Annotated in this window: 20 protein-coding genes; 2 read left to right on the top strand and 18 right to left on the bottom strand. The window is 65.6% G+C overall.

Going from position 1 to position 20305, the window contains the following annotated elements:
- Window positions 1-43 precede the first annotated feature (43 nt).
- The 15 genes from AABD04_RS03240 to AABD04_RS03170 form a co-directional block, all read right to left on the bottom strand.
- Window positions 44-235, bottom strand: a complete 192-nt coding sequence (locus tag AABD04_RS03240; protein ID WP_341440220.1) for a hypothetical protein — start codon at window positions 233-235, stop codon at window positions 44-46.
- 59 nt (window positions 236-294) lie between these two features.
- Window positions 295-915 carry a hypothetical protein gene (locus AABD04_RS03235; protein ID WP_341440219.1) on the bottom strand — a complete coding sequence of 207 codons (621 nt, stop codon included), beginning with the start codon at window positions 913-915 and terminating at the stop codon, window positions 295-297.
- 72 nt (window positions 916-987) lie between these two features.
- Window positions 988-1602: a copper chaperone PCu(A)C gene (locus AABD04_RS03230; protein WP_341440218.1), complete on the bottom strand. Its 615-nt coding sequence runs from the start codon at window positions 1600-1602 to the stop codon at window positions 988-990.
- A gap of 71 nt (window positions 1603-1673) precedes the next feature.
- Window positions 1674-2924, bottom strand: a complete 1251-nt coding sequence (locus AABD04_RS03225; RefSeq protein WP_341440217.1) for an MFS transporter — start codon at window positions 2922-2924, stop codon at window positions 1674-1676.
- Window positions 2921-3577 carry a GntR family transcriptional regulator gene (locus AABD04_RS03220; protein WP_341440216.1) on the bottom strand — a complete coding sequence of 219 codons (657 nt, stop codon included), beginning with the start codon at window positions 3575-3577 and terminating at the stop codon, window positions 2921-2923. The genes AABD04_RS03225 and AABD04_RS03220 overlap by 4 nt, the downstream gene beginning before the upstream one ends.
- 111 nt (window positions 3578-3688) lie before the next feature.
- Window positions 3689-4756, bottom strand: coding sequence for an IS110 family RNA-guided transposase (locus AABD04_RS03215; protein ID WP_341439794.1), 1068 nt, complete (start codon window positions 4754-4756; stop codon window positions 3689-3691).
- Window positions 4757-5024: 268 nt separating this feature from the next.
- Window positions 5025-5222 carry a hypothetical protein gene (locus AABD04_RS03210; protein ID WP_243596936.1) on the bottom strand — a complete coding sequence of 66 codons (198 nt, stop codon included), beginning with the start codon at window positions 5220-5222 and terminating at the stop codon, window positions 5025-5027.
- 113 nt (window positions 5223-5335) lie between these two features.
- Window positions 5336-5746 carry a DUF2752 domain-containing protein gene (locus AABD04_RS03205; RefSeq protein ID WP_341440215.1) on the bottom strand — a complete coding sequence of 137 codons (411 nt, stop codon included), beginning with the start codon at window positions 5744-5746 and terminating at the stop codon, window positions 5336-5338.
- Between the two features lie 12 nt (window positions 5747-5758).
- Window positions 5759-6133 (bottom strand): plastocyanin/azurin family copper-binding protein, encoded by a 375-nt coding sequence (locus AABD04_RS03200; RefSeq protein ID WP_341440214.1) that lies wholly within the window; start codon window positions 6131-6133, stop codon window positions 5759-5761.
- Window positions 6130-7104 carry a MerR family transcriptional regulator gene (locus tag AABD04_RS03195; protein ID WP_341440213.1) on the bottom strand — a complete coding sequence of 325 codons (975 nt, stop codon included), beginning with the start codon at window positions 7102-7104 and terminating at the stop codon, window positions 6130-6132. The genes AABD04_RS03200 and AABD04_RS03195 overlap by 4 nt, the downstream gene beginning before the upstream one ends.
- A 9-nt stretch (window positions 7105-7113) precedes the next feature.
- Window positions 7114-7740: a HEAT repeat domain-containing protein gene (locus tag AABD04_RS03190; protein ID WP_341440212.1), complete on the bottom strand. Its 627-nt coding sequence runs from the start codon at window positions 7738-7740 to the stop codon at window positions 7114-7116.
- Window positions 7741-7774: 34 nt separating this feature from the next.
- Complete coding sequence (locus tag AABD04_RS03185; RefSeq protein WP_341440211.1) at window positions 7775-9829, bottom strand: FUSC family protein; 2055 nt, start codon at window positions 9827-9829, stop codon at window positions 7775-7777.
- 22 nt (window positions 9830-9851) lie between these two features.
- The gene (locus AABD04_RS03180) at window positions 9852-11144 is read right to left on the bottom strand and encodes a GAF domain-containing protein (RefSeq protein ID WP_341440210.1); all 1293 of its coding nucleotides are present in this window, start codon (window positions 11142-11144) and stop codon (window positions 9852-9854) included.
- Window positions 11145-11188: 44 nt separating this feature from the next.
- Window positions 11189-11956 (bottom strand): acetoin reductase, encoded by a 768-nt coding sequence (locus AABD04_RS03175; protein WP_341440209.1) that lies wholly within the window; start codon window positions 11954-11956, stop codon window positions 11189-11191.
- A complete protein-coding gene (locus AABD04_RS03170; RefSeq protein ID WP_341440208.1) occupies window positions 11953-13011 on the bottom strand; it encodes a 2,3-butanediol dehydrogenase in 1059 nt (352 codons plus the stop codon). Before AABD04_RS03170 ends, AABD04_RS03175 begins: the two co-directional genes overlap by 4 nt.
- 182 nt (window positions 13012-13193) lie before the next feature.
- Between AABD04_RS03170 and AABD04_RS03165 the strand changes: the two genes are divergently transcribed.
- Both AABD04_RS03165 and AABD04_RS03160 read left to right on the top strand, forming a co-directional pair.
- Window positions 13194-14309: a hypothetical protein gene (locus tag AABD04_RS03165; RefSeq protein WP_341440207.1), complete on the top strand. Its 1116-nt coding sequence runs from the start codon at window positions 13194-13196 to the stop codon at window positions 14307-14309.
- Between the two features lie 92 nt (window positions 14310-14401).
- On the top strand, window positions 14402-16243 hold the full coding sequence (locus tag AABD04_RS03160; RefSeq protein ID WP_341440206.1) for an NAD(P)/FAD-dependent oxidoreductase: 1842 nt from the start codon (window positions 14402-14404) through the stop codon (window positions 16241-16243).
- Between the two features lie 61 nt (window positions 16244-16304).
- Here the strand turns inward: AABD04_RS03160 and AABD04_RS03155 are convergent, their stop codons facing one another.
- The 3 genes from AABD04_RS03155 to AABD04_RS03145 all read right to left on the bottom strand — a co-directional run bounded on the left by AABD04_RS03155 (window position 16305) and on the right by AABD04_RS03145 (window position 20255).
- Window positions 16305-17669: an NAD(P)/FAD-dependent oxidoreductase gene (locus tag AABD04_RS03155; RefSeq protein WP_243596947.1), complete on the bottom strand. Its 1365-nt coding sequence runs from the start codon at window positions 17667-17669 to the stop codon at window positions 16305-16307.
- Between the two features lie 63 nt (window positions 17670-17732).
- Window positions 17733-19205: a carboxylesterase/lipase family protein gene (locus tag AABD04_RS03150; RefSeq protein WP_341440205.1), complete on the bottom strand. Its 1473-nt coding sequence runs from the start codon at window positions 19203-19205 to the stop codon at window positions 17733-17735.
- A 45-nt stretch (window positions 19206-19250) separates the two neighbouring features.
- A complete protein-coding gene (locus AABD04_RS03145; RefSeq protein ID WP_243611142.1) occupies window positions 19251-20255 on the bottom strand; it encodes an aldo/keto reductase family protein in 1005 nt (334 codons plus the stop codon).
- Window positions 20256-20305 lie beyond the last annotated feature (50 nt).

The raw sequence follows: 20305 nt of genomic DNA, 5'->3' as shown, positions 1-20305 counted from the left end.
CTCCCGCAAACGCGCGCGCGTTTGCCAAAACCGGCCGGAATAGTCAACGACAATGCGCGCGTCCGACGAATGCGCGCGCGTTTGCGAAGACTCCGACAGGCCGAAGCTTCGCGATCGGCGACGCGATCGCACGGCCGACACTTGCATCGGGTGCGACGACCTGAAACAGCACCCAGAACACGATGACGCCCAGCACGGCGAAAATCGGCCACGGTCCGGAGTAGTTGTATTTCATGTTCGCTCGCGTCGTGCGAGGGATGTACCCGCTGCACGGTACCCACTGCAAGGGCTGCGTCAGCGATACCCGAGCGACACCGTCAACCCAGCAATCGCGTATCCGTACAACGCGACCGTCGCCGACGCCTGTCGCCAGAAGCCTTGCGGGAACGACGCCGCCCAGCGTCCCCTGCCGTCCAGTTGCAGATCGCAGGGGAAGTCGCTGATGACCATCGCTGCGGCCGGTTGCTTCGAGTGCGCGAGCACCACCCCGGTGGTGAACGGCAGACCCCGAACGAACAGGTGTCCGCGCGCGTCCCCGGCCCGGTACCGCACCGCGGATTCGGTGACAACCCCTGTGTACCAACGCCGTTGGACGTTCCATCCGGTGGCGTGCGCGAGTCGAAGGTTACGGTCGCCTCGCAGAGCGGTGTCCACCGTCTCGACGTCGGCGATCACGCCCCAGCGCAGCATCGACACCCACCAGGCAATCCGTCGGCTGCGAAACACCAGTGCCCCGAGCAGAACGATCGCGAAGATGTGCGGCACCACCGTCGGATATGTCGACCAACATGCGGCCGACACGATGACAGCGATCAGAAACCAGTACGACTCGCGTCGGTTCCATACGGTCGCACCCGTGAGCGCCACCGTCGGAGGTACCCGATGCGGCGGGGCAGTGCGAGCGGACTGCAGCATGATGCCGCTGATCCTAGAGCCGAACGGGTCCGCTCGCAGCGACCTGACCGGACCGGACCGGATCGGCGTGCATCACGGCGCGGGGGTGACCTCCGGAGGAAGCGGCCGTGCCGTGTCGGTCAACTCTCCGGGCTCGTATACATCGAACGGAGCCTCGACGGACAGAGATCCGGCGCGCTCGAACTGGAAGGTCACGGGAATCGAGGTTCCCGGCGCGAGTTCTCCGTCGGCGAGCTCGAAGGTCACGGTGAACGGCCGGTCGGTTCCGTCGTCTCCACCGTCCAGGTTTTCCACCGGCTGGCCGGCCGCGATGGACGTCTCGGGTTCGATGACGAGCTGATCCGGGCTGGCGTCGATCGTCACCGAAGATGCTGCAGGAGAAGAAATTTCGAGCAGACGATCCGTCCCTATCCCGGCGGTGTTCACTGCTGTGAACTCCAGGTTCGCGTTGCCGTACGCCGAGGCGGAACTGTCTGGCGTTGCACCGGTGAGGTCGGCTTGTACGGTGACGCTCTGCAACTCGATACTGCCGGCCTCTTCGTCTGCGCCGGTGTCCTGCGCTATGACCGGGTCGTTCGAGCAGCCGGCCAGAGCGCCGACGGTCACAAGCGCCGCCAGTGCAGTGGTCATCGAACCGAAGCCGACCAGGCGACGCCGACGGGCGGGAGCACGTCCGTTCGTATTCATGCAGAGAGGGCTACCCAGGACTTCGTCGGACCAAACAGCAGTGCCACCTGTCCTCGCCGTCGCGCACGACCCTAGGGCAGGTGAGCAGACGTCTTGGATCGCACCACCAGGCCACACAGTGCCGCCATCACCGCGCCGAATCCGAAGATGATCGGATACGTCACCACCCCGGGCCAGGTCTCGGTGAGAGCCGACAGCACGGCAGGCACCGCGAAGCCCAGGTACGTCAGCGAATAGAACACCGCGGTGAGGCCGGCGAGGTCGTCGGGGCCCGCAATGCGTTGCACCTCTTGCAGACCCGAGACCAACGCCATGCCGTACCCGCACCCGAGAACCGCTGCGGCGATCAACGCCGCGGCAATGGTGAGCACCGACGCCGCCCAGGCAGCAACGGCCATACCGATCACCAGCAGGGTCAGCGCGACCAGGGCGCCTCGGGCGTTGGCCGGTGTGTCGATCCGACGCCCGACGGCCTGGATCGCGAACCCGGAGCCGAGGGCGATCACCGCCATCGCCGCAGACAGTGCGACGGGATAGCCGCCACCGGGCTCGTCGGCCAATGCGTCGGCCATGAGTGACGGCAGCACCGCGTAGGCGACGCTCGCGGCACCGAACACCCATGGTGCCAACGGCAGCACGACGAAGAGGAACCGGCGATGCGATGCGGACGGAATCCTCAGGTCGTCGAGCAGCCTCTTCTTCTCCGATGCTGTTGTGATGGCTCGCGTTTCGGGCACCGAGAGCATCCCGACACCGGCAACGATGCAGATGAGCACGTGCACGCTGTAGGCGAGGTGCGTCGGCCAGGGGGCCCACTGCGCGAGGACGCCGGCGACTCCGGCACCGAGGGCAAAGCCCGCGGTCAGCGACATCGCAGCGCGTCGCGCTCCGGCACCGGGCTTGGCGGTGGCATCGCGGCTGGAGAGTTCCTTGACCCAGCTGCCGCCCACGGCCATACCGATTCCGAGCGCGATGCCGCTGAGCACGCGGCCCCCGAAGAGCATGAAGGCGTTGTCGGGCCCGAGTGCGATCAGAATGGACCCGGCTGCGGCAATTGCGGGGGCGGGCAGCATGATCGGGCGTCGACCGAGCCGGTCCGACAGCGGCCCGCAGATCAGCATCGCCGGAATGATGCCCAGGACGTAGGCGAACAGGAACGTATCGACCACCACGGCCGAGAAGCCATGGTCGAGCCGATACATCACCAGCAGCGGCGTGAACTCGTTACCGCCCCACGCAACGGCGAACATGCCCGACGCCACCAGCAGCCAGCGTCGCGCAGTCGACTGGATGTCTCGATCGTGCGTGATCGTCTCGCTCATCGTGTTCCCCCTCTGTCCGGTCGTAGGCCGTGCACCCCGAGCATGTGTTGTTCGACGGCCCGCTCGAATCCGTCTGCGTCGCCGGCCTCGATCAGGTCGGTGAGTCGGCGATGGTCGTCGACGATGCGAGAGATCTGGCCTGGATCACGCGTCACCGAGGCTGCGGTCATCCGCCGCTGACGCTCGCGAAGCCCGTCGTAGAAGGCGTCGAGCAACGGGTTGCCGCCGGCGCGGACGACGGTGCGATGGAAGTCTGCGTCGACTGCACTGAACTGCGCGGCGGTGCCGTCGACGGCCAAATTCTCCTGCAGCTGCAGGTTCTCGCGCAGCGCGTTCACCACGCGTGAGCGGGCCGTCGCGTCGTCCACGAAAGCGCGGACGCTGCCCGATTCGACCAGCCGACGCGCGTCGACGACGCTCTCGGCTTCCCCTACCGCGATCGGCACCACCAGTGCTCCGCGCTTGGGATAGAGGCGCATCCACCCCTCGACCTGAAGCCGCAAAAACGCCTCGCGTACGGGGGTGCGACTGATCTCGAGGCGCGACGCGATCTCGCCCTCGCTGACGAGCTCACCGCCGGGAAGTTCCCCCGAAATGATGAGCTCCTTGACCGTCGCGTAGGCCGTATCGGCGGCTGATCTCGTCTCGGACACAACATAGATACTAGATGCACCTCAACTGTGCACCAAGCGAGGACCCCGGAAAAGTCCACTCAACGTGACATCGACCGTCGAAAAGGCCACTCAACGATGCTCCTATGTTTGTCAAGTGGTCTGGGGCGGCTTGAGTAGGCCGTAGATTTCGCGGGCGATGGCGCGTTTGAGGCATCGGGTGATCTCGCGTGGGGTCTTGCCTTCTGTCAGTCGCCGGTCCCGATACTGCTGGGTTCGTTCGTCGCCGCGTAGGCGGGTGATGGCGATCGTGTAGAGCGCCCGGTTCGCTTGACGGTCACCGCCTCGGTCGAGGCGGTGACGTTGTGTGCGGCCCGAGGATGCCTGGATCGGTGCAACTCCGCACAGGTGCGCGAAGGACGCTTCGGAGGTGATCCGTTCGGGGTTGTCGCCGACTGTTATCAACAGTTGTGCAGCTGTGCTGGTTCCGATCCCGAATCGGGCGAGGAGCTGCGGTGCGTGTGCGGTGACGAGTGCCTCTATTTGTTTGGCGAGGATTCGTTCCTCGGCGGTGAGGTCGAGAATTCGGCGGGACACCGACCGCAGTGCGGCACCGACTGCGGAATCGAGATCGACGGGCCGACGCGGTGCGTGTGGCAATGCTGCGCATGCGGCGAACAGGTGCGCGTCGGTGAGCTGACGGAGCTCGGCGCGTATGCCTTCTGGGGCATTGACGATCATCGATTTCAGTTGTGTGACCGCTTCGGCGCGGGCTTTGACTGCCGAGTGACGTGCGTTGTGCAAGAAGCGAATCGCTTCGACGTTGCCGTCGTGGGCCTTCGGTGTGGTGGTGGCCTTTCCGGTCAATGCTGCGCGCGCTGCGGAATGGGCATCGAGTGGGTCGGATTTGCCGTGGAAGCGGCGAGAGCGTCGGTCGGGGCGATCGACATCGACGACCTCGAGCCCGCTCAGGCGTAGCGCAGTGGCCAGTGTCGATCCATAACTGCCGGTACCTTCGACTCCGATTCGCTCGACCTTTCCGGCCGCGGTGATCCAGGCGATCAGGTCCACGTGGCCGGCGGCGGTGGTGGGGAATTCTCGGTCGCCGACCTCGCGTCCGAGGTGGTCGATGATCGCGGCGTGATTGGTGTTCTTGTGTGTGTCGACGCCGACGAAGACGGTGGTGCTGACATCGGGTGGATTGTCGGTCATGCTGGACATGGCTATCCCTTCGTGGTGGTGGCCACGCACCGGCCGGGGACGGCGGACAAGACTGTGATGGGACTCTTTGGACAGGCTCCTATGAAGTCACTTCGCCCCACCGGTCGCGTGTGAGCAGCAACAGCGGGTCGGGTACCGACACATCGTTCGAAGGACAGCCCACCGGGCGTCGGTCACATTGAGAGTCAGGCCCCAACCCACCGCAGATATCCAGTATCACCGGACACATTCATACTCACAGTCACATTGACTCCCTAAGGGGAGGCGGTCAGGGCACCCAGTGCCTTGCGGCGATGTCGTCGATGATCGGGTCACCGTCCTGCGCCGCGTCGAGTGCCTCGAGGTCGTCGCGCAGGGCGTTCAGGCGTGGGTCGTCTCCTTCTGCCTGTTCGGCAGCGGTGCCACCGTCGTCGGCGAGTTGTGCGAGGAGTTTCGCGCGGACGCGATCCCGCAGAGAGTCGCTCATTCGTCGTCACCCTTCTTGAACACGCGGCGGGCCGTGGGGATGAGCGCGATGAGCACGCCCAGCAGCACGATGATCGAGAAGATTTCCAGCAGCATGTCCAACTCCTAGGGGTGTCAGGTCGGGGCGATCGCGGTGCCCCACGGGGTGTTGCGCACCACGGTGAAGACGGTCAGTAGGGCGAGCAGTACAGCAACAGCCGGGCGATTCGGGCGAGGCAACGTCAGAGGCGTCTGCGTCCATCGTGCTCGAAGCCACAGCCCCCACACCCCGACGGCAACGACGACGAGCACTACCGCAACGACATTGCTCGACGCAGCCGCGGCGACATCTCCGCGAGTGAGGTCACCCAGAGCCCGGGTCGTGCCGCATCCCGGGCACCACAGTCCGGTCAGAGCGTGCAACGGGCAGGGAAGATACGTCGAGGTTCGTGGGTCACGCACATGCAACAGCACCAACCCACCGACTGCGGCGGCAGCCACGCCGAGGGGTGCGGCGATGCTGCGTCCCCGGGTCGGTGCCGTCATGTGCTCAGTCCATCACGGTTCGACGACAACAGTCGCCGTCATGTCCGGATGCGGGGTGCAGTGGTAGGTGAACGTGCCCGCGGTGTCGAAGGTGTGGGTGAACTGTCCGGTCTCCATCAGCGCGCTGCGAAACGAGTTGTCGTCGGCGACCACGTTGTGGGCCATGCCGCGGTCGGCGAACACCCAGGTGACGGTGTCTCCCACGGAGATCGTCAGCGTTTTCGGCGAGTACATCCGATCGGCGACGGTCACCTGGTTCTCGGCGACAGGTTCGGCGGGTGCAGCCGGGGTGGTTGGGGTGGAGCAGGCAGTCAGGGCCGAGGTGATCATCAATGCCGCGAAAAGTCCGAATGCCTTCATGTATCCGACGGTACCCAAAGAGCTCATTCCCTCCGGCCGAGGATGTATTCGGCCGTCAGTGCGATCGAGCGTTCGGTGTCTCGGGTCAAGCCCTGCAAGGCGCGTGAGGCTGCCTGCCCCGGAATACTCGCCAGTGCCTGCGTCACTCGCATTCGCGACGGCGCATCTCGTGGCCCGTCCATCAGAGCCGCCACGATCGCGTCCGCGGAGCCCATCATGCCCAGCGCGTCGGCGGCGTCCACGTCGTTGGTGCCTTCGAAGACCATCTCGATCAGCGTCGCGACCGCATCGGCCACTCCCCGTGCACCCAGTTCCAGCGCAGCGACCCGCCTGACCTGCTCGTCGTCGTGAACCAGTGTCTCCCGCAGCACGTCGGTGGCGTCGGGATGCCGAATCTCGACGATGGTGTCCACAGCGCGGCGTCGTATCTTGGGGTCCGATGAGTTCAGACCTTCCCGGAGCGCCACCAGGGCGTCGCCCCCTGTCCGAGCGAGGGCCCACCGAAGCGCGCCCGCAACATTGGGCGCAGGCTCGCGCAGCACCGCTTCCGCCAACGCATCCGCCGGAATGGGTCGATCTCCGGCAGACGACAGCGCCGCCGCCTGCCGCTTCCCGGCACTGACCGACTGCAGATCACCGAGCAGCGCGACGGTGCCGAGTACGTCCTCCCAGTCCTCCGGCCGCGGGTCGCCGATTCGACGCAACCGCGTGAGCAGGTCGGTATCTCGCGCGATCCGTTCCTCGGCTCGTGCCGCAAGCTCGTCGACGAGTCCCGAGGCCGCAAAACTGGGATCGTCCAGCGCGCGGCCTACGTCGTGCAGCGACAACCCGAGCGAACGCAGCGATTCGACGTGGAAGAGACGTCGAACATCCTCCGGGGCGTACTCGCGGTAGCCGGTGCTGCTGCGCGAGGTCGGGCGTACGAGTCCGAGCCTGTCGTAGTGCCGAAGCATGCGCGCACTGACACCCGAACGCCGAGCAACCTCACCGATCAGCATCTGTCCATCTCACCCCGCCGTGTCGGCTGCGCCAAGGGCATCGACTCGTGTGGCCTCGAAGACTGCGAACCCGGCGTCCGGATCTCGGAGCAGAGCCTCGGTGGCCAACGCGTGGACGCGAACGGCGACGTCTTTGCTCGACGCGGCCTCCCGCACCATAGGTTCGATCACCGATCCGAGCGCAACCAGCGCGCGACTGAGACTGCGCTGGACGTCGTGGCCACCTCGTCCGAGTTGGGTGGACAGCATCGTCGCCAATAATCCTTCACTTCCTGACTGCACCAGGACCACCGCGGCTCGCCATGCGCTGCGTGCCACCTCGTCGTCGGAATCGGAGATCAAGTCCTCGGTGATCACCGGCCACGCCGACGGATCCTTGATCTTGGACAACGTGTGCAACGCCTGGCTGCGAGCGAGTGGCCCTCCGGTGCGCACCTGATCGATCAGCCGCGGAACCGTCGACGACGCGGGAAGTCGAATCAGTGCCCACGTCAACATTTCTCGCACCTGAAAATCGGGTTCGACGGCACACCGTTGCAGCAGCGCGTCGAGGTACCGTGGATCCGGAGAAGTCCCGATGTCGAGTGCAGCCCGGAGGCGGGCCGACGGATTGCCGTGATGAAGTGCCTGGTTCATGACGGTCAGCCAAGACCTTGTCACTGTGTGAAGGTCAAGCCCGAGCCAACACATCCGCCAATGTTCGGTTCATCGTGTTCAATGCTCGCACCGCGCCCCGCAGCGGACCTGGCGCATTGGTAGAGGTGAGTAACACGTCCAATACCGTTGTCTCGGTGATTTTCTCGGGTGGATCGACGTGCTCCCCGGCGACCACTGCCTCCACCTGGCGTGCGGTGTCGCGCACCAGGGCCGCGGCGTCCCGCAGAGCCTGTGCAGTCTCGTCCGACGGAGCCGTCTGCGTATCGGCGCGGGAGGCGAGCACTCCGGCCCGGGCCAGTGCGTGCGCTGATCGGCTGCTGACGGCCAGCACCCGCAACAGGTGCTTCGCGCCCCGTCTGCTGCGGGTGGTCGGCCCGAGCACGAGTGGCTTACCGGACGTCAGAACGTCTTTCAACGCATTGTCGAGCGTCCGCGTCGACGCCACCAGATCGGTTGCACCTCCCGGCGCGAGAACCGATTCGACGCTCGATTCGATCAGCGCGTCCAACTGCTCGAGGTAGGTGTCGACGTTGCCCACCAGTGTCTTCCGGGTGCTCGTCGAGAAGATGAAGTAGGCCGACGCCATTCCGACGAGACCGCCGACGGCGGTCTCGATGATCCGAAGCTCGAGCACCTCGATACTGAACGTGCCCAGCAGCCCGTACAGCATCGCGAGCAGAATGGTCACGAAGAACGACAGCAGCGCATAGGCGACGGTCACCAGGTAGAACGCGAGAAATACGCAGACGACGATCAACACCAGTTGTACGGGTTGGTTACTGCCCACCAGTGCGGCGATCACCACCCCGGCGAGCACGCCCGCAATGGTTCCGAGAACGCGTTGGCCTGCCCGCGTGAGGATTTCACCCCGCGTCGACGCCCCCGTGAACACCAGGAAGGCCGTCAGCACCGCCCAATACCAGCGGTCGGGAGAGACGAGTTCGCCCAGCACAGTTGCGGCACTGGTGGCGACGGCCACTTGGATCGCGGCCTTGGTGCTGGGGTTCAGTCCGCTCGGCTCGTCCTTCGTGGCAGGTTCGGGGACGACTCGAGGACCCGCATCAACGGCAACGGCATTGGTGGTGATGTGATGAATCGCGATGTGCGACTGCACGGCTCGTTGCGCGGAGACCGTGGCGATGCCTGCGGGGGTCGACGGGTCGGCACGCTCGGCAGCCGTCGCGGCCAACCGGCGCGCCGCCCGAAGTTGTTCCGAGGACGGCGTGTTCTGCAGAACCGACCCGAGCGCCGTCGTCGCCTGCCCCAACGCTGTCGGCCATGGTTTGGCCGGGTCGAGCGCCCACAGCGAGCTGACGAGCTGCTCGGTTGCGATCTGGGCGTCGAACACGCGGTGCGAGAGATCGGTGCTGGTGACGCTGAGCAGCTGACCGGCATCGTGCCGATCGAGCCAGTCGTCGATCATCAACGCGGTGTTGCCGAGCCGATCGAGCCTGCGGCGCACCAGGTTCAGGTCGCGACTCTCCGCTGCCGACGCTGCCTCGAGCACCGAGGCCGATACCGCCCGCATCGCGAACAGCAGCCGTCGCACCTCCACGACCGGCCGGTCCGGGAAAATGACGGCTCGCACGAACAACGCGATCGCCAGTCCGCCGAGGATCGCCGCGATCAACATCGGCAGTTGGCCCGGGGTTGCGCGCAGGAACAGCGCGAAAAAATACGAGATGAACGCGACCATCCCCAGCGCCGTGCCGCGAGGGCCGAACCGGCGCACCCACACTGCCGCGAACAGCACCGCGATGAATCCGACGTCGGCCACCTTGCCGAGCTCGGAGAGCAACGCCGCCAACGTCACTGCCGCCGAGGCAGGCAGCGCCATCAGTGCGGTGGTGATGAGCCGACTGTGCTGGTCCTTGTCCTTCACCGCCGCCGACGCCTGCATCGCCACGACGGTTCCGAGCATCGCCACCGTCACCGGTTGGCCGATAGCGCGCGTGGTGAGCACCAGCGTCACCATCGCCAACAGCACCGTCAGCGTCGTCGCCGACGCACTGCGCAGCCGTACCTGCCCCGGATCCGAGGCGTCGAGGATTCGGGCGAGGCGCTTCATTCCCCCGATTCTGCGCTACGGCTCAGCCCCGTGCCGCCCGGATCGCCGGGGCCGACGAATGCGGAAGCAAACGACTCATGTCCGACGGCATGATCACCTCCACGGTCGCCGATTCGTCCAACCGATACGGCTGAGTGGAGATGATGCCCGCAAGGTGTTTGCGCAGCCGAGACATTTCGGCCCGCACGGTGATCGCACGGCCGTCGTCGCCGAAGAGATCGGCCGCCATCTGCGCCGCGGTCCGTCCTTGGCGATGGGTGGCGAGCAGATACAGGATCTCGGCGTGCCGGGGCGTCGGCTCGTGGGTCCACTCCCCCACCTCGCTGCGCACTTCGATGCGAGGCTTCTGCGAACTGCGCAGGTCGATGCGAATTCGCGTCGATCCGACATCGGCGACGCCGGAATCCGTTGTGCTGGCGGGTCGGACGAGCCATCCACCGGGCAGAGGCTCGAAATCGCACACGCCGAGGGTAGGCAGCCAGAAGCGTCCCGTCGCGAGATCCTCGGGCAGCAGGATGCGATTGCGCAGCGCTACCGATTCGACGGCCGCGACCCAGCCGTTCGCGTCGACGGCCAGGGCCGGAGATTGCAGGCGCGCAAGCATCGGAGCGGCCACCGAACGCAGTCGATCGAGTGTGCTCCGATGAATCTCGCGCAGTTGAGATTCGGCCAACCGTGCGACGGCATCGACCAGCGCAATGGTGGTGGGATGCACCGTCTTGGCCGGTCCGCTGACGTCGATGGCTCCCAGCACCCGGCCGGTCCGCGGGTCCCGGATCGGCGCTCCGGCGCAGGTCCACGAATGATGGCTGCGCACATAGTGTTCGGCCGAGAAGATCTGCACCGCGCGCCCCGAGACCAGTGCCGTTCCGATGGCGTTGGTGCCCACCGAATCCTCGGCCCAGTTGGCACCCTCGACAAAGCCGAGGTTGTCGGCGCGGTCGAGTACGGCGGTCGATCCACTGCGCCACAGCACCCGGCCGTGCCGATCGGCGACGACGAGAATGTTGTCGCCGTCCTGCACCACCGATTCCAGGCCGCGAGCCAGATCGTCGAGGATGTCGAACAAACCCGATTCCCGACGCGTGAGCTCGAGGTCGGAGACATCCATCTGCGTTTCGGCGGGGTTGCCCAGTTCGGGGTCGATGCCCAACGTCTGCAATCGTCGCCACGAATCACCGATGACCTCGCGGGGCCGCGCGGGCGACTTGCCGCCGGTCATGGTGGCGTCGTACACGGCAGTGAGAATCTGCGCGTAGCGGCGCGGGTCTTCGCCGGCCGCCAGCGCAGGTTCGGGGCCTGTCAACTGCGTCATCACTGTCGATTGTGCTCCAGCTCACAGATCGGCATCAACGGGGGCTACCGATAGACCAGACCACCGTCGATCAACGGTGCCTGGCCCGTCATGTAGTCCGAGTCGGGTCCGGCGAGATACGAGACGAACGCCGCGACGTCCTCCGGGGTCTGCGCGCGACCGAGGGCGATGCCGCCGACGAACTTGTCGTAGGTCTCGCCTTCCGCTGCGCCCGTCAACTCGGCGAAGCGCTTGTCGATGGTCACCCACATGTCGGTGCCGACAACGCCGGGGCAGTACGCGTTGACGGTGATGCCCTCGGCCGCGTACTCCTTGGCCGCCGCCTGAGTCAGGGCACGAACAGCGAATTTCGTTGCGCTGTAGACCCCGAGCATCGCGAACCCGTCGTGGCCGGCGATCGACGACGCGTTGATGATCTTGCCCTTCTGGCCGAGCGCCTTGAATGTGGCTGCGGCAGCCTGAATTCCCCACAGCACGCCGTCGACGTTGACGGCCCAGATCTTGGCGACATCCTCGGGCCGCACGTCGTCGAGCGGGGCCACTTGCGCGATGCCCGCATTGTTGACGATGACGTCGAACCCGCCCAGCGCCTCGTGGGTGTGTTCGACGGCCGCGAAGACCTGGTCGCGATCGCTGACGTCGGCCACGAATGTCGTTGCCTTCGAGCCTGTTCGACGTACCTCGTCGGCCACGCCGGAAATCTTGTCCTCGTTCAGGTCCGCAAGAGCGATGTCGTGACCGTCGTTCGCCAACCGCAACGCGATGGCCCGGCCGATGCCCTGACCGGCACCGGTCACCAACACCGCGCTCATTCCGATGCTCCAGCCGAAGGGTCTACCAGGACTTTCATTTTGGTTCCGGCGTGCAGCGCCTCGAACCCGTCGTCGATGACACCGTCGAGCGCGATCTTGTCCACCCACCCCGTCGTGTCGTAGTGGCCCTGGCTCATCAGATCGATGACGGCCTCGTAGTCGGCGGAGGTGTAGCAGAGTGAGCCCTGGATGCGCGATTCGTTCATCACCAACTTCTGCAGCGGTGTGGTCAACGGCTTTTCGTAGATCGCGACGCTGACCAACGGCTTGCGCGGACCGATGCACCCGAGCGCGGTCTCGACGGCAGGTTGCACGCCGGCCGCGTCGTAGATGGCGTCGGCACCCTTGCCGTCGGTGAGATCGGCGATGAACGCCGGGATGTCGAGAGCCGTCGGATCGAGGGTCTTCGCACCGAGGGCCTCGATCGATGCTCGACGGGTAGGCGACGGTTCGACGACGTAGACGTTGTCGAGTCCCTTGCCGCGGAGCGCGAACCATAGCCCGATGCCGATGGGCCCGGCTCCGAAGACCATTGCGGTGTCCTCGGGCTTCGGATCTCCCAGTGTCGCAGCATGATAGGCGACCGACATCGGCTCGACGAGGGCTCCGAGTTCGAGCGAGACATTGTCGGGCAAGGCGTGAATCATGTCGGTGGGCACGACAGTGTATTCGGCCATTCCGCCGTCGGACATCAGTCCGTGGAAACCGATCTGCGCACAGATGTTGTAGTTGCCCGCCCGGCACGGCCCGCAGTGTCCGCAGCGGTAGAGCGGCTCGATGGCGACGCGGTCGCCCACCGCGATGCCGGTGACCCCCTTCCCGAGTTCGGTGACCGTGCCCGAGAACTCGTGTCCGAGTACCAGCGGCATCTCCTGACCGGTCAGCGGGTGCGGCGAGGTGGGGATGAAGATGGGTCCTGCGTAGTACTCGTGCAGGTCGGTTCCGCAGATTCCGTTGAACCCGACCTTGACCTTGACCTGCCCTTCACCGGGATGGGGCTCGGGAACGTCGGTGATCTCCACCTTGTTGGGTCCGTAATACACAGCTGCGCGCATCGGTTTTCACTCCTGACTGGATTGGATGCACACAGGTTTATGTGACCCGGAGCACAACCGCCAGGGTTGCAGTGCGTTGCAGTGCGCCGGCCGCAATGCAACCTCCCGCAACCCTGACGGTGGGGTGTGATTCAGCTCATAGTGACGGCGTCCACTGTCGCTCACACCGAAACGAGCAGTCCATGACCGCAACCGCAGACCGCCCACTGAGCAAGTCGAAAATCGCTCGCTCACAGGGCAACTGGATCTTGTTCGGAGTCGCCAACCTCGCCGTCGTGGCGGCCGTGTCGCTTGCGACGTGGTACCTGCTGGCAGACCCGACCACCAGTCCATGGAACTTCTATCCCCTCCCCTTCAACGCCGCGCTGTTCTGGGCAATTCTGTTCATCGTGTTCATCGGATTCGATTGCGAATTCGCCGGATTCGACTCGCTGAAGCAACCGATGCGCGGACTCACCATCCTGGCCTCGACGGCAGTGTTCGCCGTTGCCGTCACCTGGATCCTCGGCAGCGGCCTCGGTGCGCTGTATCCGGATTTCGCCGGCACTCGGGAGGGCGGCCTCGGCTACTTCGCCGGAGCTCTGTTCGTGCTGTTCGGATTCGGAACCTGGGTCATGGTGGTCCTCAACTGGCAGCACTGGCCGTGGACCGTACTGCGCATGAAGCAACCGCTGATCGGGCTGTGCGAGATCGCCTTCGTCGCCGTGCCGACTCTGGCGCTGTATTTCGTGTTCGGACTGCCCTCGGTCTCGCTCTCGGCCACCGATCCGCTGATGTCCGTCGACACCGCACTCGGCTGGTTCTACTCCATCGTCGTCTCGGTGATCCTCACCGGCCAGACCCTCGACAACTGGCCGTGGAAACTGGCCGGCGGCGGCGGACGGACCGCCCTGGCGGCGACGGTCGGCAACGCGGTTCTCGGCACCGCGATCTACTTCCTCATGGTCCCGCTGGCGAAACTCCTGGTCGGCTCGGACGCCACCGCCGAGCTCGGCTCCGTCATCGACCAGTTCCCAGCACAGATCGGAGTCTGCTGGGCCTTCTGGATGATTTTCTGGGCGAACGGCTTCGGCAATCGCTTCCCCGCGGCGGGACGAGCGGTGCTGACCTTCGCCTTGGCCATCGGCACGTTCCTGGCCTACTACTTCGTCGTCGCGGAGCACGTCCTGCACGAGCCCGTCGTGGCGGCAGGTATCTCCGGGACTGCTCTCGGGTTCATCGACTGGCTGGTGCTGTGGACGTTGATCTACGTCGTCGGATTCCAGTCGTTGGGGTTGAAGAAGCTGTCACCGGCATGAACCGCTGCAACGCATTGCAACTCTCGACCCAGCCCCACGAACGGAGTGTGCTGGGTCACATACAAGGCACCACGAATTGCTTAGGAGTTTTCATGACCCAGACCATCGAGCCGGTCGAGATCACCCGCACGCGCAGTCCACAGGAACGGGTCGACGCCTGGCTGTCGACGTTCGAGGAGGCACTGGTCGCCCGGGATGTTCCCCGCGTTGCCGGCATGTTCGCCGTCAGCAGCTTTTGGCGCGATCTCGTCACCTTCACCTGGAATCTCAAGACGGTAGAGGGGCGCGACGGCGTTTCCGACATGCTCTCCGAGCGGCTCGACGACACCGACCCGACGGGCTTCCGCACCACCGAGGCTCCCGACGAAGCGGACGGCGTGGTCTCGGCGTGGATCGAGTTCGAGACCGCGACGAGCCGCGGCAAGGGACACCTGCGCCTGACAGTGGACGCCGACACGGGAGAAGACGTGGCCTGGACTCTGCTGACCACGATGCAGGAACTCAAGGGCCACGAGGAGCGGCAGGGCGCGTCGCGCATCAAGGGTGCGGTGCACGGCTCGAATGCCGACACCCAGAACTGGGCCGAGAAGAAGGAGATCGAGGAGAAGGAGCTCGGCTACAGCGTGCAGCCGTACGCCCTCGTCGTCGGCGGAGGCCAGGGCGGCATCGCTCTGGGCGCGAGGTTCCGGCAACTGGGTGTGCCGGCGATCGTCGTCGACCGGGCCGAGCGCCCCGGCGACCAGTGGCGCGGGCGCTACAAGTCTCTGTGCCTGCACGACCCGGTCTGGTACGACCACCTCCCATACCTGCCGTTCCCGCCGAACTGGCCGGTGTTCGCGCCGAAGGACAAGATCGGCGACTGGCTCGAGATGTACACCAAGGTCATGGAAGTTCCGTATTGGAGCAAGACCACTGCGAAGTCCGCTACCTACGACGAAACCGCCAAGGAGTGGACGGTGGTCGTGGACCGCGACGGCGAAGAGGTGATCCTGCGGCCCAAGCAACTGGTGATGGCGACCGGAATGTCCGGCAAGAAGAACGTGCCGAACTTCCCCGGCATGGACGAATTCGAGGGCGAACAGCATCATTCCAGCGAACACCCCGGTCCCGACGCCTATGTCGGCAAGCGCGTCGTGGTGGTCGGCTCCAACAATTCCGCGCACGACATCTGCAAGGCACTGTACGAGACCGGCGTCGACGTGACGATGCTGCAGCGTTCGTCCACGCACATCGTCAAGTCCGATTCGCTGTGTGAGATCGCGCTCGGAGATCTGTACTCCGAGCGGGCCGTCGAGTCCGGAATGACCACGAACAAAGCCGATCTGACGTTCGCGTCGCTGCCGTACCGCATCATGCACGAGTTCCAGATTCCGGTGTATCAGCAGATCGCGGAGCAGGACAAGGACTTCTACGATCGGCTCCAGAAGGCCGGCTTCCAACTCGACTTCGGTGACGACGGCTCGGGCCTGTTCATGAAGTACCTGCGGCGAGGCTCGGGCTACTACATCGACGTGGGCGCATCCGAGCTGGTCGCGGACGGCAAGATCAAACTCGTTGCCGGACAGGTCGATCGGATCAGCAAGGCCGGGGTGGTCCTCGACGACGGAACCGAGCTCCCGGCCGATCTCATCGTCTACGCCACCGGCTACGGTTCGATGAACGGCTGGGTCGCCGATCTGATCGATCAGGAGACCGCGGACAAGGTCGGCAAGTGCTGGGGCCTCGGCTCGGACACGACCAAGGATCCCGGTCCGTGGGAGGGCGAACAGCGCAACATGTGGAAGCCGACGCAGCAGGAGAACTTCTGGTTCCACGGCGGCAATCTGCACCAGTCCCGGCACTATTCGCTCTACCTCGCACTGCAGATCAAGGCGCGCTACGAGGGCATCGACACCCCGGTCTACGGGCTGCAGGAAGTGCATCACCTGCGGTGACCCATGTGAGTGGAACTTCGTAGCAGGCTACGAAGTTCCACTCACGTGCGGCGAAGCCGCTCTACTCGTACAGGTCGATTGCCTGAGCCTTCTTGATCAGCGCATCCTCGGATCGCACCTGGGCGAGGTTGACGACTCGGGTCGGCAGCACCGAGGAGTACAGCCAGTCCGTCGCCACTCGCACTCGCGCGGAGACCGTCGGCAACGCATACAGGTGGTAGCCGCGGGCGACGAACTTCGCCACAGGTCCGGTCAGCGGAATTCCGAGAGGCTTTGCGACACCGTCGAATCCACCGAGATCGGCGACGAGCCCCAAGTCCTTGTGCTTGTACGGACGCGCCTGCCCGACGCCGAGTGACGCCGCGACGTTGCGTGCGACGGCAACGCCCTGACGCTGCGCGTGCTGAGCCGTCGGTGGTGTGGGCTTCGACGGGTCGGCAGCGAGGTCAGGAACTGCGGCCGCGTCGCCGATCGCCCAGACATCCGGTACCTCGGGGACGGTCATGTCCGCGCCGACGACGAGGCGCCCGCCCACAGTGGGCAGACCCAGCTGCGCGATGAGCGGGCTCGCCGCGACGCCTGCGCCCCAGACGAGGGTTCGCGACGGGATGACCTCGTCGTCGGTGAGCGTCACCGACGTTGCGGTCGCGGAGGCCACCGACACACCCAGCCGAACGTCGACGCCGCGTTCGGCGAGCACGGCGAGGGCCTCCTTGCCGAGTCGCTCACCGAGCTCGGGAAGTACCGCATCGGCCACATCGACGAGCACCCAGCGCACCTCCTCGGGATCGACGCTCGCCCACCGAGATGCGATACCGCGAACCCAATTCTGCATCTGCGCAACGAATTCGGTGCCCGTGTAGCCCGCACCCACCGCGACGACCGTCAACCGCTCCGCGCGTTCGCTCCGGCCTTCCGGGGTATCGGGCAGGGCATCCGCCGCGTCGAGCTGGGCCAGCACATGGTTGCGGATGTAGACGGCCTCACTCAAGGTCTTCAGACCGTACGCGTGCTCGTCGACGCCAGGGATGTCGAACTGCTTGGTCACCGACCCCGGCGCGAGTATCAGCTTGTCCCACTCCAGCGTCGAGTCACCGTCCGGACCGGTCACCGTCAACTCGCGGGCCTCGAAATCGACGGTCGTGACATGACCGAGCACCAACCTGGCGCGCGGCAGTGCCTGACGGGTCGAGACGGCGATATCCCGAGGATCGAGCACGCCGGTCGCGACCTCGGGCAGCAGCGGACTGTAGAGCAGGTAGTCGGTGGGGGCCACCAACGTCAGCACGGCGCGATCCGGCCCCAGCAGCTTCGCGAGCCTCTGCAGAGCATTGAAGCCGCCGAAGCCGCCACCGACCACCACCACGCGAGCAGGCCGCACGGGGACCGGAGAACTCGTACCGCCACCGGGAAGGAATCTGCGCATATCCGAGATTAACCCGCCTGCGAGCCACCTCGCAGACGACGTTCGGAGGTTGTAGCAGGAAGCTCAGCGCACCCCGTCCCACACCGCACGCGTTTCGGGTCTCGGATCGAGGACGACGCCCGGCTCGTTTCCGAACATCATCACCGCACGGTCGGTGCCGTACCGGTCCCAGCCGGGAGCGCCGTCGCGCACGAAGTCGACCCAGGCGCGATGCATCTCGTCGGCCACCTGCTGCGGCGGATTCGGCCCCGTGATGCGCGCGGTCTCGGGCTTGTGCAACATGTCGAACACGAACGGGATCTCGAGTGCGTGACAGGCCCCGAGTGCCCCGTCGAACAACGACGACCGCCACGTGAATTCGTAGACGAAGGCGTTTCCGGAACGGGCCTCGACCAGGCGTGTGGCCGGGATGCGGAAGAACCAGTCGGTCATGACGGCGATCATCAGCTCGCCGGCCGAGGCGTCGGGTAGCTGTTCGCGGTACCGGTCCAGCGCCGACGCGTCGGCCCGGTACCCGGCGAGAACCATCTTCATGTAGTCCTCGGTGAGGTGCGGGACTATTCCGGCCGGGACGATGAAGAACGCATGCTCCTCACTGGTGGTGCCGATCAACACGTCCACCTGCGAGCTCGCGCCGTCGCCGATGCGCGAAAAGGGCTGCGCCGGAACCACATCACCGTCGATGTACGGCTCGAAGGCCATCACGTTCAGGGCGAGCTCACCCCATGCTCCGGTCGGGGCCTCGGCCGTGATGCGATCGGACAGTTCGCGTTGGGCGTCCACCAACGCGTTCACCGGTACCGAACCCAGCCCGTCGACCGACGCCTCGACACCGAGCGAGGCCGCCAACGCAGCGGAGACCTTCGCCGCCGTCTCGGCGGTGATGACGTGGTGGCCGGCTCCACTCTGGAGGATTGCCCGTGCGAAAAGCCCGTCGGCGCGCGGCATCGACATCAGGGTGCCGACGCTCATCGCGCCCGCGGACTCCCCCGCGATGGTCACCCGCGCGGGGTCGCCGCCGTAGGAGGCGATGTGGTCACGCACCCATTCGAGGGCCGCGACCTGGTCCAGCATTCCGCGGTTGGCCGGGGCACCGTCGATCAGCGCGAAACCGTCGACACCGAGTCGGTAGTTGATCACCACAGCCACGACGCCGTCTCGTGCGAAGGCCGAACCGTCGTAGGTGGGAATGGCGTTGCTGCCGTTGACGAATGCACCGCCGTGAATCCAGACGAACACCGGTGCCGATCCACCGATATCGGGGGTGAAGACGTTGACGTTCAGGCAGTCGTCACCGGGTACGACGGGCTCGCTCAGGATCTCACTGGTCGGCGGCCGATATCCCACCTTGGGGACGGTGGCCCCGAGCTCGAGAGCGTCGCGAACCCCGCCCCACGTGGGCGGCGGCGACGGTGCCTGGAATCGACGGGGCCCGAACGGGGCCTCGGCGTACGGCACTCCGAGGAACGAGGTGATGCCGGCACCGGTCCGACCGCGAACCTGGCCCTGAGGTGTATCGACGGTGATCGTGTCCATACCTCATTACTACCCTGTTCGGATCGGACCGACGCCCTCAGGCGGTCAGACCAGTCGTGCTTCCGGCGAACCGGTCTTGCCCGCGTCGCGCTCCACGGAATCGCCGAGTGCATCGTCGATCTTCGCGAGTACGTCGGCGTCGAGCGTCACCTCGGAGGCCTTGACGTTCTCGGCGATCTGCTCGGGGCGCGAGGCTCCGACGAGCGCTGCCGCGATGTTGTCGTTGGCCAGTACCCAGGCAACGGCCAACTGCGCCATGGTGATTCCCAGGTCGTCGGCAATGGGCTTCAGTTGCTGCACCCGGGTGAGCGTCTGATCGTCGAGGTAGCGCTCGATCATCTTGTCGCCGCCCTTGTCGTCCGTGGCGCGCGACCCGTCGGGCAGCGGTTGGCCGGGAAGGTACTTGCCGGTGAGCACGCCCTGCGCGATGGGCGACCAGACGATCTGCGAGATGCCCAGTTCCTTCGACGTGGGGATCACCTGATCCTCGATGACGCGCCACAGTGCCGAGTACTGCGGCTGGTTCGAGATGATCGAGAAGCCGTTCTGTCGGGCGAGTTCCTGCCCGGCGCGCAGCTGATCGGCGGTCCACTCGGAGACGCCGATGTAGAGCGCCTTGCCTTGGCGGACGACGTCACCGAACGCGGCGATGGTCTCCTCCAGCGGGGTCTCGACGTCGTAGCGATGGGCCTGGTAGAGGTCCACGTAGTCGGTGCCGAGTCGACGAAGGGACGCGTCGATGCCTTCACGGATGTGTTTGCGTGAGAGTCCGGTGTCGTTGGGGCCCTTGGGCCCGACGGGGAAGTAGACCTTGGTGAAGATCTCCAGCGATTCCCGACGCTCCCCTTTCAGCGCGTCACCGAGCACCGTTTCCGCCGCTCCGTTGGCGTAGACGTCCGCGGTGTCGAAGGTGGTGATGCCTGCGTCGAGCGCAGCACGTACGCATTGGGTCGCGATGTCGTTCTCCACCTGCGATCCGTGGGTCAACCAGTTGCCGTAGGTGATCTCCGAAATCTTCAGTCCGCTGTGTCCGAGGTATCTGTAAGCCATGAAGAAAACGGTACTCCGATGACTTCGCGGTCGGCTGCTGGTCTACTCGG

The sequence above is a fragment of the Rhodococcoides navarretei genome (assembly GCF_038069675.1).
Classification (GTDB): domain Bacteria; phylum Actinomycetota; class Actinomycetes; order Mycobacteriales; family Mycobacteriaceae; genus Rhodococcoides; species Rhodococcoides navarretei.
This window is presented reverse-complemented; position numbering and strand designations above follow the sequence as displayed.

What these genes read in the sequence shown, in the direction of transcription:
- AABD04_RS03240 (WP_341440220.1), bottom strand. Translation starts at nt 235, where the DNA reads ATGAAATACAACTACTCCGGACCGTGGCCGATTTTCGCCGTGCTGGGC.
- AABD04_RS03175 (WP_341440209.1), bottom strand. Translation starts at nt 11,956, where the DNA reads ATGAGCGCGGTGTTGGTGACCGGTGCCGGTCAGGGCATCGGCCGGGCC.
- AABD04_RS03195 (WP_341440213.1), bottom strand. Translation starts at nt 7,104, where the DNA reads ATGCTGATCGGTGAGGTTGCTCGGCGTTCGGGTGTCAGTGCGCGCATG.
- AABD04_RS03225 (WP_341440217.1), bottom strand. Translation starts at nt 2,924, where the DNA reads ATGAGCGAGACGATCACGCACGATCGAGACATCCAGTCGACTGCGCGA.
- AABD04_RS03170 (WP_341440208.1), bottom strand. Translation starts at nt 13,011, where the DNA reads ATGCGCGCAGCTGTGTATTACGGACCCAACAAGGTGGAGATCACCGAC.
- AABD04_RS03235 (WP_341440219.1), bottom strand. Translation starts at nt 915, where the DNA reads ATGCTGCAGTCCGCTCGCACTGCCCCGCCGCATCGGGTACCTCCGACG.
- AABD04_RS03150 (WP_341440205.1), bottom strand. Translation starts at nt 19,205, where the DNA reads ATGGACACGATCACCGTCGATACACCTCAGGGCCAGGTTCGCGGTCGG.
- AABD04_RS03145 (WP_243611142.1), bottom strand. Translation starts at nt 20,255, where the DNA reads ATGGCTTACAGATACCTCGGACACAGCGGACTGAAGATTTCGGAGATC.
- AABD04_RS03180 (WP_341440210.1), bottom strand. Translation starts at nt 11,144, where the DNA reads ATGACGCAGTTGACAGGCCCCGAACCTGCGCTGGCGGCCGGCGAAGAC.
- AABD04_RS03155 (WP_243596947.1), bottom strand. Translation starts at nt 17,669, where the DNA reads ATGCGCAGATTCCTTCCCGGTGGCGGTACGAGTTCTCCGGTCCCCGTG.
- AABD04_RS03160 (WP_341440206.1), top strand. Translation starts at nt 14,402, where the DNA reads ATGACCCAGACCATCGAGCCGGTCGAGATCACCCGCACGCGCAGTCCA.
- AABD04_RS03205 (WP_341440215.1), bottom strand. Translation starts at nt 5,746, where the DNA reads ATGACGGCACCGACCCGGGGACGCAGCATCGCCGCACCCCTCGGCGTG.
- AABD04_RS03200 (WP_341440214.1), bottom strand. Translation starts at nt 6,133, where the DNA reads ATGAGCTCTTTGGGTACCGTCGGATACATGAAGGCATTCGGACTTTTC.
- AABD04_RS03190 (WP_341440212.1), bottom strand. Translation starts at nt 7,740, where the DNA reads ATGAACCAGGCACTTCATCACGGCAATCCGTCGGCCCGCCTCCGGGCT.
- AABD04_RS03165 (WP_341440207.1), top strand. Translation starts at nt 13,194, where the DNA reads ATGACCGCAACCGCAGACCGCCCACTGAGCAAGTCGAAAATCGCTCGC.
- AABD04_RS03230 (WP_341440218.1), bottom strand. Translation starts at nt 1,602, where the DNA reads ATGAATACGAACGGACGTGCTCCCGCCCGTCGGCGTCGCCTGGTCGGC.
- AABD04_RS03210 (WP_243596936.1), bottom strand. Translation starts at nt 5,222, where the DNA reads ATGAGCGACTCTCTGCGGGATCGCGTCCGCGCGAAACTCCTCGCACAA.
- AABD04_RS03185 (WP_341440211.1), bottom strand. Translation starts at nt 9,829, where the DNA reads ATGAAGCGCCTCGCCCGAATCCTCGACGCCTCGGATCCGGGGCAGGTA.
- AABD04_RS03215 (WP_341439794.1), bottom strand. Translation starts at nt 4,756, where the DNA reads ATGTCCAGCATGACCGACAATCCACCCGATGTCAGCACCACCGTCTTC.